The following is an 11,315-nucleotide window of genomic DNA, read 5'->3' as shown; positions in this document are numbered from 1 at the left end:
CCGGAAATGGCTAAAAGAGTTAAAAGGTCTTAAAGCAAAGATTGTTCAATATAGCAGAATTTCATACAATAACTCACATACATATATATTTAGTAGATTAATCGGAGTCGACACGAATCTCGTCCAAAATTCTGGAATACAAAACAAGTCGTGCGACCCCCATAGGATTCACACGACTTGCTATTTTATTACGCTTTTCCGCCTGGCAAATGTGCCCCGTATTTAGGAAGGATGGTTTCCGCCGTATAAACATCCACTTGACGAAGTGTTTCAACGATCGTCGGCATATCCAATGCCTGTACAAATTCATTAATGGCTTGAACACCCGCTTCTGCAAGTGCTTCTCTTTCTTCGATCGTTTTCAATAAGGGTGTAGCCATGTGATCAGATGGTGCATCAAAGTATGAACCTACTGCTCCGGATTGATAAGCGTATTTTCCTAATAGATTTCCAGGATTCTTGCCCATCCCCGCTAACATATGCTGCACATCATACGTAACAGAATGGGATTCAGGTACATTCAATGGGACATCTTCTAATCTGCCTAATACTTTATATGCACCAATGCTGATATCATGGAACACATCCATCAGATTGAATTTGGCTGCCTCCGCTGCTTTTAATACATCCATATATAGGATAGGCACGTTTGTTTCATCAAAGAAATCACGAACCATGCCACTTACTGTCATATGAGCTGGGCCATGACTAGTAATATAAACTTGTCGTCTAAAGCCCTGATTTAGTAATGATTTTGCAATCTTATCCAAATAAGCCATCCCGTCTTTGATGCTCATTTGAATTGTTCCTCTTCCAACAATCGTCCCGCCTGGGAAGAAATAAGGCAAGTTGTGCAAAACAAGCCCATCTGATGCTTCAGCCATTTTTAATGCAATCGCTTCTGCTAAAACCGTTTCAGAATCCAGTGGCAACGCCCCGTGGGTTTCAGTTACGCCAACTGGAACGTAGATAATATCATTACCTTTTAAATACTCTTCGACTTCGCCATTTGTCATTTTTGAAAGGAATCTAGTACGCATCTGAACCTCTCCTTTTATTCTATTTAATAAGGGTTCACCATAAAGTGATCTCCTTGTTACGACGCTCTTCTTTCTTTTAATACTGCATACATTTCATTTGTGCTCTTTGTATTTAGGTTAAAGATTAAACCTACACCGATAAGTATCAGAATGAATGCGACAACTGGCATACCTGTGTACATTTTTAATATACCTTCTGCCACTTCTTGTGATTGTGATTTTGCACCAGAAACAAATCCAACCCAGCCTAAAGAGTAACTTCCCACTGCTGCACCTAGTCCCATACCTACTTTACGAGCGAAAGAATAGAGGGAATAAAGGGTTCCTTCAATTTTCTTTCCAGTTTTATATTCTGTAAAATCGATACAGTCTGTAACCAATGCCCAAACAAGCATAACGAACACGGATGAACCGATGGTTGCGACATTGTATAATGCCGTAAATACATATACATTTTCAAACGTAACCAAAGTCATTAAAGCGGTTGCAACTAAACTGAATGCGGATGTAGTAAGAATTAAGTTACGTTTATTGAATTTTGCTACAAGTTTTGGAATGATAACGAATAACACAAGGATAATTCCCATACTAATGAAGGAGTTAATCGCAAATGCACTAGGCATGTTATAGTACTCAGCAAATACATAAGCAGCCAAAGTAGCAACCCCAGAAATAATTAAGGTAGAACCGAGAGTTGCAACCATCATACCGATTAATGGTCTGTTGGTGAATGCTACTTTAAATGCATCCTTGAAATCGTAATCCGGCTTAGCTCCAGCAGGCTTTTCGTCACGGATACGTTCAGTCGTTAATTTTACAAGTCCTGTATAGGATAATAACGATAAAATACTAAATACAATCGCGATATAAAAGAATGCCTCTGGAACGATATTTCCAGCTTTATCATAGATGAACATTGGAACAAAAGATAAGAATCCAAGTCCTACGATCATACCTCCGATCGAACGGGCACGAGATAATTTTGTACGTTCAACAGGATCATTTGTGATAACAGATGCTAATGAACCATATGGAATGGCATCAGCAGTATAAGCAACACAGAAGAATAAATAAGCAGCGACTACCCAAATGTGTGTAGCGGTAGATCCCCAACTTGATATGTCAGCAAAAGCGAGTAAACAGGCTGCTGCTAGTAACCATTTAGAAAAGCTGATCCAAGGCAAGAACTTATCCCCGCTTTTCCCTATTCTAAAACGGTCCGTAATGGTCCCCATAATACCGGTGATAATGGCATCAAATACTTTTCCAACTAGAAACATCGTTCCCATAAAGTAAGGGCTTACACCTAATACATAGGTACAAAAGACAATAAAGAATGAACCAATATATAAGTTAACGAAACTTCCTCCAACATCCCCTAGCATATATCCAACTTGATCTCTTACTCCGAACTTCTTCATAACTTTCCCTCCCCATTTAAATCGTTTACATTTTTATTTAACTTGAATTTTTGTAAGCCTTTTCTTTATTACTTCATAAGTATACATCGGATCAAATAATTACTTTTGCACTACAATTGCATTGTTTTTGCACTATAATTGCATGATATTTTATCCAAAAAAGGGAATAGGTGCATGATTTCTCATGCACCTAGTTGGTCATTTCTTCCTATTCTTTTTAAATTCTACAGGAGTGATTCCTTCAATTTCTTTGAAAAATCGAGAAAAATACTGAGGATTGCTAAACCCAACCATAATGGCAATTTCAGTCATGGAAAGATTGGAGAATAGGATTAGTTCTTTTGCTTCTTTTATTCTTCTCATATTTCGATAATGACTAATAGTTATTCCTTTTTCCTTCTTAAACGCTCTCATTAAATGGGAAGGATGAACATGCAATTTCCCTGCCATTTCTTCCATTGAAATGTCCTCCGAAAAATGCATCTCTATATAGTTTTCTGCTATCTCTACGATTGTTAATTTATCACTTTTATTAGATTTTCGGATACCGAGATCAGAATATTCTGCTAACATATTGGAATGAAATTTATCGAGTTCAGAAAGGGTTTCGGCATGCTCAATCATGATGGCATATTTTTCTGATATAAAGTGGCATTGCCATGCACTTAACCCTCCCTTTTCAGCAGCATAGCTATAAAGGGTGTTGTGAGATAATAGAATATTTTTATAGGATCGGACTTTATTATTTGGGACTCTATTAAAAATGTTTAATTGTTCATCACTAAATTTCTGGTAGATGTCCTTTTCAAATTCGGCTATCAATTCACGATCACCAGATTGAATTCCATTGAGCAATTTTTCCCTTAGCCTATGGAGAGCTTCAATGTACTCAGGCGTAAGCCCATTTCTATTTATATGTGAATTTAAAATATCTACTTGCCAATGTTGTTTCATCTAAAGTACCTGCCTATTTATTTTGCCTTAAGATTTTATTTTATTATTCTTTGCTTATTTTTAGCTATTTACTTCTATTACTTATGATACGATCCACCGTAAAAAAGTGTAACTGACATTGCTTATGGGCAGAATAAGGATAATCTTGTTTGTAGACCTTCTAGTACTTCTACTGGCATTTTTTTGACATTGATATCTTCACCTAAGAAAAGCAGCCAATTTGTCATTTCGGTCAATTCTTCGGGATTGTTGATATTGATAAAAGTTTTTAGAATGGCTGTGGCTTGGTAAGGATTCGTATAGGAAATGGAAACTTTTAAAGGGTGATATTTTTTAAACTGGGCAATCGCTTTTGGGCCAAGTTCAAGGATAAAGTTGATGACTTCTTCCTGCTTACTTAGTTTTTCTATAATCTTTTTCTTACTCAATCTATTGTTCGTTGGGTAGAGTTTGACATCGACGAGATTGTCGACATGAAATATCTGTTTCTTTTCTTCCTTTACGTCAAAGCCTTCAATCAGCCAAAAGCCTTTTTCACGATAAAGGTGCAAAAGATAAATGGAATAAGACTTAATTATCTTCTCTTCATTTATGGTAATCAATAAACACCGATCCAAAAGCAGCAGTTGAATGAGTTTTTCTAACATCGGATGGGGAAGGTCTGACAGATCAAGCAGGTCAGGATTATTCGGGTTGGTCCCTTCAAATAGCAGGATTTGATTTAATAGAACAAGGTCATCTTGCTGGTTTTCTGAGATGAGGCCAAGTAATTTTTCAGCTAAAGACTGACGACTCGTTAGAAAGGGAAGCTGTTGGTTTCTTGTTGCCATGAAGGCTATAAATAGAGCTTTTACCTCATTATCGGTAAAGTGAATATCGGGAAGGACAGAGTTGTGCATGACAAAATACCCCCCATCCCTTCCTACTTCAGCAACAAGTGGCATCCCCATGGCTTCAACTTCTCTAATATCTCTAATTGCGGTCGAACGAGAAATAGAAAATTCCTGCATGATCTCAGAAATGGTAAAATGGGAGCGGTTATTAATATACCGCATGATGATATTAATCCGTTCAACTTTTTTCATTCAGCTACGAACTCCTAAACAGTATCATTTTTTGACATGATTTAAGGTTATTATAAACTCATCAAGTGAAAAGATAAATCATTTGATTCATTTTAAAAAAAGGTAGGTATTAAATATGGCAGATTATACTATAGAAGAAAAAGAGAGCTTTACCGTATTAGGTTTTGGAACTGAACTTAAAAGTGACTACACAGACTATGTTGGCATAACAAAGGAAAAAGCAGACTTTTGGTCGGCCGTTAAACAAGATGGAAGGCTTGACACTTTAAAAGCCGCAGCCACAAATGACTACATTTTTGTCGTGAACGAAGCAGTGAATAACAAGATGATGCATTATGCTGGCGTCATGACAGAGAAATCGTTACCAGAAGCAACAAGAATGATCCAATTTCCAAAAGGGGAATACATCATTGTAAAAGGGGAAGCGGAAACGTCTGAAGAGTTAAGTAATATGCTTACGGGTATTGCCTTTGGTCAAGTCTTGCCTGAAATAACGGATGTTGCCTATGTTGGCGGGCCAAATGCAAGTGTTGAGATGGGGCAGCGAAACGGCTTGGTTTTTGGAGAAATGTGGATTCCTGTTGTTAGGAAATAAAAAGATAAATGGAGGCATGGAATTGTCCTACAGCGTTGATTTTAAAAATGTTTCGACGGTTGGTTTAGAGTCTTCACCTGTAGCAGATGCGCTTGCTGGTTTACGCGCGAATGAAGCTCGTTACTTTATGAACAAATATAAGCATGAATTTACGGTTATTCCAGCTAGCGAAAGCAAGGAAACCCTTGAATATGTGAACCGTATATTGAAAGAAGAACGTGATATTGAGTTTGCGGCCAAGCCTTTAGAAACGTCGCGTTTTCAAGTGGAAAATATCAAGATTGCCTACGTCTTTTACGAAGATGGACTTTCGGTAAACGTCATGTATACAGTTGATGATCCTAAGCCGAAGCGGGCCGTTGGGTTTAAGCTTTCTGAGGGGATGGAGGTACCAAAGGAGCTAGAAGGGAAGTTTAAGTTTGCTAGGCAGAAGTCTAAACTAGCTGGAACTATTCGAGGCTCGTATTTTGTCATTAAAGGCGAATATTAAGGCCGTGTTCATCTAGGGATTCCAAATTACAAAACAGCACTTCTCTAGCAAAATAGAGTGAGTGCTGTTTTGTTTTTTTGTTAAGCCTCATTTACTTATATCACCATACTCATTTCGGATTAACGCACTTAGGATATAATTTTTTAGTCATTTCCCAAAAAGAGGAAGTTGAACAATCCTTTATTAATTAAAAGTTTAAGCAATCAGACTTCGGCATGTTTCTGCACATTTAAAACATGCATCAGCACAATTTTGGCAGTGTTCGTGGTTGTGTTTTTTGCATTCATTACCGCATGCTTCACAAATTTTTGCACATACTTTTGCCAATTCAGAAATAAATGGTGTTCCTCTTCCTATAGCCTGTTCAAAGTAAGCACAAATATCTGCACACTCTCTATCAAGACGAACACATTCTACCATCATTTTGACATCTTCTTCATTCAAACAAGCATCATAACAATGATTACACGCAACCATACATTCATGAAGTGACTCAATTACAGACTGATATTGTTCATGTGTCAATATAATTTTCCTCCTTCAATTTATTCTTTATTTTAATACCCTACCCTCGTATTCTAAAACATGATTATTATTAGTACCAGGTACTAATAATATGCCAAAAAATTTTAAGTTGATAACTTGATCATTCAGCGGATTTCTGTGTGGAGGCAACTGTTGGAGTGGCACCACCCACAGGCGGAGTAACGATTCAACAACTCATTCAAAATACAATTTTTCAAATTGAACCAGGCATTCTTTTGCCAACAGACCCTGTTCGTCTGATGACCGTTAACTAATTCAATTTCATTTTTAACCCTTCGTGCGTTGATTTAAAACCTAATCGTTCATAAAAACGTAATGAATCGACTCTTTGTTTATCTGTTGTAAGTTGAATTAAGTGACACCCACGTTCGTTTGCACGTTGAATTGCCCATTTTATCAATTCGGTTCCTACTCCCTTACCACGAAGAGATGGGGTTGTTCTGACCCCTTCAATAGTAGCTCTCCATCCACCTTGGTGTGTAATATATGGAGTAAAAGTAATTTGTTGTACACCAATCACTTCATTATCTTGATAAGCTACTATCAACTCATTATTAGGATCAGATGTAATAGCTTTAAATGCTTTTGTGTAACTTTCTGGAAGTGGTTGTTCATATCGCTCACGCTTCCTTCCCAATTCATCATCCGCAAGCATTTCAACAATTCTATCCAAATCTTGTTCAGTAGCTATTCTAAACTTAATTTCTTTTTCCAATAAACTCCCCTCCTTGATGAACGTACAGTTTATAACTTAATACTCCCTCTTTAAACACCATAAGTTGATAATTATTCTTATGAAATATCATAAGTATTTCTTATGCATTATTATGGCTTATATGTATCCTTCTTTTACTATCCTGCCCCGTTCTTCAATAAGAAAAGGCATTACCTCATTTTTGAAGTAATGCCCCCGTTAGCGTAAGTAATCTTGTTTTCCAATAAAAAAGGCTGCCTTTCAACTCTAATGTATATGACCATTCTCTTCCTTTTCGTGATGTTTAATCATAAAAAATAAAAATTCAGAGAATAGATCATTAATCCTTAGACAGTTTCCTAGAATGAAATAGGATGAACCATCATTGGCTACTGTTTGGCGAAGATGGATTTTCGGTTTGACCTTGATCACTTTTATCGGAATCTTGAGTCACCGTAATAATCAGGGAACTAGCAGGTGAAAAATCTCCCATTGAAAAATTAGCACCAAAAAGTTTTATGTTTGAAGTATGGCTGTTTTGTAATGTACTTCCTATGTTAATGTTTGCATTTTGTGCCATCCCGTTTACGTGCAGGTTGAAAATTTTAATTTGATTAGGCATAAGATCCTCCAATTAAACAAATATTTTGAATCTAATGCACAATATGTTAAACAAGCATAATAAGAAATGGACAAACATGGAGTTTAGTATATATAGTTTTTATCTTATCTTAATTTAAAAAACCAAACTAATAAAAGGTAGCAAAGGTAATGTTAGGAGTTCGATAACGTGGAGATAAAATCAACTAACCTGATCGTTACTTTAATAAGAAAATGGCATTACCTCATTTTTGAAGTAATGCACCCATTATTTGAAGAAGGATGTGCGTATAGGAAACCTTGTTTTATTTCTAAGTAAAAATGCTCAATTATTTCCTTCCTTTTTAGATTCATTTCTCCCAACCGCTAATCCTAATAGACCACCTGAGAAAAAGATTATAAAATTATTTACCTTCATATCTCCTGTAAAAATGGTTGTTAAAATCAAAATGATTATACCAATCCCCATTATGATAAATACTTGTTTCGCATTAACCACAAAGTAACACCTCATTTATATTTACTCCAAAATATTACACTACCTTATTGTATAGTTTAAGAATTATAGTCCTTTGTATTGGCGTGAATATGGATTACTTCAATAAGAAAATGGCATTACCTCATTTTGAAGTAATGCTACCCGTTTGTTTAAGTACAATTCTTCACAATCTGCTTACCTTCTTCTATTTCCACTGATAGTATGGATTGGAGTATAAAATAAAACAGGTAAGATTATATTCTTTACCTGTCTCAGTTAAACACTTATTCCTTTGAAAAATCAATAATTCTAATTGCGATACCTGAATTATCCTTATAGATTGCATAACGCCCTGGTGGAATATCGATTGGTTCCTTAACAAATTCCAGGACTTCTTTTTTTTCATTAAAAAATTGGTCCACACTTTCGACCAGGAAAACTCCCCCTGCTCCTAGTTCCTTTTCATCATCCTCGATTAAAAGCCTAACCTCTGAATTCGGGATATGGAGTGCAACGGTATGTTCCCCTTCACGCCAAGCTTCTTCAAAACCAAGGGTATCTCGATAATAAGTTAAAGACTCCTTGATATTGTCTACTGGATGGTACAAAAACACTAACTTCATAAACCTTCCCCCTTTTGACTATAAGTTAATTATGTATTACATAAGATGATTATGTATATCGTAATTTATTTACTATATTTTGTCAAAGTGATAAACTGTCCTTATGATGAAAGAATGGATACCTATACCTGGAACAAGCAAAGATACATTAATTCAAGTTGCATTAGAGGAATTCAGTATGAAGGGATACAATGAAGTAAATATTTCTGAATTGGCAAAAAAGGCAAATATGACAACTGGGGCAGTTTATCATCACTTTGGATCAAAGGCTAATCTTTATGAAGTAGTAAGGGGGGAAATTGAACAAAGAATAATCGATCGAATGGAGGGAGCAGCATCTATATTTGAGGATTTTGGCGAAGCATTAAAAGCTGCATTTATTACTGGTTTAATCTTTGCTGTTAAACAAAATGTTTGTAAATTATTGAGTGAAAGCTATCCAAATAATAAAATGGATAGAATTGAGGATTTCATTACCAACCTAAACAAAAGTACAGAACTTCCAATTGAAATTGTATTAATATCAACCTGGCGTTCAATTCTTAAGGGATTGGCAGAGAACCAAATAACTCAAGAACAAGGTATTAGGCTTGTTCACTGGGTATTTAAAAGGGAGAGCATTTAGGCTCTCTCTAATCTTTTTACTATTTAACTAACCCAACCGTTAGTGGAACAGCAAGAATGGCTTTACCCTTGTTAAAGTAAAGCTACCCATTAGTTTAAGTACATTTTTTCACAAACTTATGTTTTTAAAATTGTTCTATAAATTTAGTTTATAATCAACTATTAAATTAAGTAAACCCTTTTACAACGAAACACCCCTTTAGATCTTTGCAGCATCATTTTTGAGGCACATCGGGTGAAGTAGAAGAACAAGCTACTAAGGACAAAACGAGAAAAGACATAAAAAAAAATGAATAAAACATTTTTTTTGCTGGCATAATTTTAACCTCTCTTATTTTGATTGATGTAATAAATGTAATTTACCTTGATTATTGAATTTTATTCGTTGTTCTTTCATTTATTTGTAATAGTTTTTCTCATTCTAATATACAATTCAAACCCTATTTATAAATGACGGTATTCTCAAATTACCTTTTGCTAGCCCAGTTTCTAAATTTCACATTACATTGGATACCTTTATTAAATCGAATAATTTTATCTGTTTCCTCAATTCCATTCATTTTAGCTTCTGTATAGATTGTCTTTCAGCAACAGGAACAAATTCTATTACACCAATGAATAATCCATCATTTTAGTATGGTAATATAGGGAACTTTCGATTTGAATATGCTACACAGGCAAGGGATAGGAAAACTAACACACAATTTTTAGTTAATAATAATAATGAAACAAAAAAATGGTTGACACTTAAGTTTTCGGAATTTCATTATATTAATCACCATAATGTTGCATCTGTTCAAAGTCCAATTTTTCCATTTTAGTGTTGAGAAATTGGGCATATTAATTACAGAAACGTTCAAAACCACTAATAGAATTATGCTTGTAATGACTTTAAGTTTAAAACGAAAGACGTTAACCCCTTGGAGACCAAGGGGTTTTTAGATTCTTACTTCCTGAAAATTGGCGATTATGTTAACTAGAAATGTATGTCATATACAATAATCTAATAGTTTTTGAACAATTATTATGTTAAGTGGTTCGTCATCATGTTATAAACCCTATCTTCTAGATCCCGCAGGTCCTTTTCTTCGAGTTTAGTGTTAGGTTGAGGATGAAACCACTGAATTTTTCCCTTATAATAAATCCCTTGATAATAATCCTCTTCAATGTTTAGTGTAAACTGATGACGTTCATGAAATTGATCTTCAAACAGCGGTTTTACTTTAAGGCCATGATATGCTTGGCTTGTCATCAACTCATTAACCTTCAATTCAATCTTCTGAACCACCTTTTTTTCATACTTATGGTGGGGAACGGGATAAAACCACATAATTTCTCTGTTTTTAAAAATCCCTTGATAGATATTATCTTTAAACTTTAATGTAAACTGATTGCCTTCATGATATTGGTTTTTAAACATTGGTTTAACTTTAAATTCTTGTAACATATGAATTCCTCCTACTAGTTTTTTTCTGTTAGCTTCCTATCTATATTCGATTCCTGCTTTCCCATAATCGTCACCTTCGACACTTAAAAACTTTCCATTGGCTACATTTACTGTAACTTCAACTTCATGTCGATCAGCTGTCAATATTTCCAATACGTAGACAAGCTGCTTGTCCTCGTGATCAAATTTTGCTTCCGTAATTACACCTTTTATTTCACCTAAGGCTATATTCTTGGCGTTTCTTATGAAATGGATGTTGAAACATCTTTAGGAACATCTCTAGTCTTATCTTTTATTTCTTGTTTGAAATCCAGGATCTCCCCGGTTTTAGCGTTTATTTCTACATCAAATGTTCCATTTTGCTTGATGATGGTGATTTCATATTTTTTCATGCCGTTTTCTTCCACGATCTTGCTTTTTTTGATAACTCCTCCTTTGGTCTCGCCTATGGCAATTTCTTTTGCATTTATTTGACCGATTGTCTTTGATGTTTCAATTATTTGTCCCGCATTTTGCTGATAATTGAACATCCCCAAAGTATTCGCTCCTAAAACACCTGTGATTAAACTACCAGTTAATAGAATCGAGAATAAATTCATTCTTGATAACCTCCTATTGATTTGTAATTACATCATAACTTACCAATATTAAAGAACTTGAAGGAGATGTTTAAAATTGTCTTAGAATAGGCAAAGAATATATAGTAACAACATTAGAC

The 11,315-nt window shown here is 35.1% G+C and carries 15 protein-coding genes; 3 read left to right on the top strand and 12 right to left on the bottom strand.

All coding sequences use genetic code 11. The features are described 5' to 3' along the window. Nucleotides 1–188: 188 nt before the first annotated feature. The 4 genes from V7124_RS03500 to V7124_RS03485 form a co-directional block, all read right to left on the bottom strand. Entirely contained in the window at nucleotides 189–1,040 is an 852-nt protein-coding gene (locus V7124_RS03500; protein ID WP_335486026.1) for a creatininase family protein, read from the bottom strand. A gap of 56 nt (nucleotides 1,041–1,096) precedes the next feature. After that, the gene (locus V7124_RS03495) at nucleotides 1,097–2,461 is read right to left on the bottom strand and encodes an MFS transporter (RefSeq protein ID WP_335486023.1); all 1,365 of its coding nucleotides are present in this window, start codon (nucleotides 2,459–2,461) and stop codon (nucleotides 1,097–1,099) included. Nucleotides 2,462–2,659: 198 nt separating this feature from the next. Continuing rightward, complete coding sequence (locus V7124_RS03490; protein WP_335486021.1) at nucleotides 2,660–3,415, bottom strand: AraC family transcriptional regulator; 756 nt, start codon at nucleotides 3,413–3,415, stop codon at nucleotides 2,660–2,662. 122 nt (nucleotides 3,416–3,537) lie between these two features. Beyond that, a complete protein-coding gene (locus tag V7124_RS03485; protein ID WP_335486017.1) occupies nucleotides 3,538–4,500 on the bottom strand; it encodes a helix-turn-helix transcriptional regulator in 963 nt (320 codons plus the stop codon). Nucleotides 4,501–4,615: 115 nt separating this feature from the next. Here V7124_RS03485 and V7124_RS03480 point away from each other — a divergent pair, with 115 nt between their 5' ends. Both V7124_RS03480 and V7124_RS03475 read left to right on the top strand, forming a co-directional pair. Next, nucleotides 4,616–5,095, top strand: a complete 480-nt coding sequence (locus V7124_RS03480; protein WP_335486014.1) for a GyrI-like domain-containing protein — start codon at nucleotides 4,616–4,618, stop codon at nucleotides 5,093–5,095. Nucleotides 5,096–5,117: 22 nt separating this feature from the next. Then, nucleotides 5,118–5,585, top strand: coding sequence for a phage tail protein (locus V7124_RS03475; protein WP_335419169.1), 468 nt, complete (start codon nucleotides 5,118–5,120; stop codon nucleotides 5,583–5,585). Nucleotides 5,586–5,780: 195 nt separating this feature from the next. Here V7124_RS03475 and V7124_RS03470 read toward each other — a convergent pair whose 3' ends face one another. From V7124_RS03470 to V7124_RS03450, 5 genes are all read right to left on the bottom strand, one after another. Further along, nucleotides 5,781–6,110, bottom strand: coding sequence for a four-helix bundle copper-binding protein (locus V7124_RS03470; RefSeq protein ID WP_335419166.1), 330 nt, complete (start codon nucleotides 6,108–6,110; stop codon nucleotides 5,781–5,783). A gap of 271 nt (nucleotides 6,111–6,381) precedes the next feature. Continuing rightward, nucleotides 6,382–6,846 (bottom strand): GNAT family N-acetyltransferase, encoded by a 465-nt coding sequence (locus tag V7124_RS03465; protein ID WP_335486011.1) that lies wholly within the window; start codon nucleotides 6,844–6,846, stop codon nucleotides 6,382–6,384. 361 nt (nucleotides 6,847–7,207) lie between these two features. Next, nucleotides 7,208–7,447: a spore germination protein gene (locus V7124_RS03460; RefSeq protein WP_335419160.1), complete on the bottom strand. Its 240-nt coding sequence runs from the start codon at nucleotides 7,445–7,447 to the stop codon at nucleotides 7,208–7,210. A 303-nt stretch (nucleotides 7,448–7,750) separates the two neighbouring features. Beyond that, the gene (locus V7124_RS03455; RefSeq protein WP_335486008.1) at nucleotides 7,751–7,924 is read right to left on the bottom strand and encodes a hypothetical protein; all 174 of its coding nucleotides are present in this window, start codon (nucleotides 7,922–7,924) and stop codon (nucleotides 7,751–7,753) included. A gap of 263 nt (nucleotides 7,925–8,187) precedes the next feature. Continuing rightward, nucleotides 8,188–8,526 carry a VOC family protein gene (locus V7124_RS03450; protein ID WP_335419153.1) on the bottom strand — a complete coding sequence of 113 codons (339 nt, stop codon included), beginning with the start codon at nucleotides 8,524–8,526 and terminating at the stop codon, nucleotides 8,188–8,190. Nucleotides 8,527–8,629: 103 nt separating this feature from the next. On the opposite strand from V7124_RS03450, the gene V7124_RS03445 reads away from it, so the two are divergent. Next, nucleotides 8,630–9,151, top strand: a complete 522-nt coding sequence (locus V7124_RS03445; protein WP_335419149.1) for a TetR/AcrR family transcriptional regulator — start codon at nucleotides 8,630–8,632, stop codon at nucleotides 9,149–9,151. A gap of 1,023 nt (nucleotides 9,152–10,174) precedes the next feature. On the opposite strand, the gene V7124_RS03440 is transcribed toward V7124_RS03445, so the two are convergent. Genes V7124_RS03440 through V7124_RS03430 form a run of 3 tightly spaced genes read right to left on the bottom strand, consistent with a single transcriptional unit; the run spans nucleotide 10,175 to nucleotide 11,196 of the window. Next, nucleotides 10,175–10,597, bottom strand: coding sequence for a DUF5342 family protein (locus V7124_RS03440; protein WP_335486005.1), 423 nt, complete (start codon nucleotides 10,595–10,597; stop codon nucleotides 10,175–10,177). 36 nt (nucleotides 10,598–10,633) lie between these two features. Then, nucleotides 10,634–10,825: a PepSY domain-containing protein gene (locus V7124_RS03435; protein WP_335486071.1), complete on the bottom strand. Its 192-nt coding sequence runs from the start codon at nucleotides 10,823–10,825 to the stop codon at nucleotides 10,634–10,636. Between the two features lie 14 nt (nucleotides 10,826–10,839). Further along, on the bottom strand, nucleotides 10,840–11,196 hold the full coding sequence (locus V7124_RS03430) for a PepSY domain-containing protein (protein WP_335486002.1): 357 nt from the start codon (nucleotides 11,194–11,196) through the stop codon (nucleotides 10,840–10,842). Nucleotides 11,197–11,315 lie beyond the last annotated feature (119 nt).

Source organism: Neobacillus niacini, assembly GCF_036961885.1.
Classification (GTDB): domain Bacteria; phylum Bacillota; class Bacilli; order Bacillales; family Cytobacillaceae; genus Neobacillus; species Neobacillus niacini_H.
The sequence above is the reverse complement of the archived record's forward strand: the minus strand, read 5'-3'. Positions and strand labels throughout refer to the sequence as shown.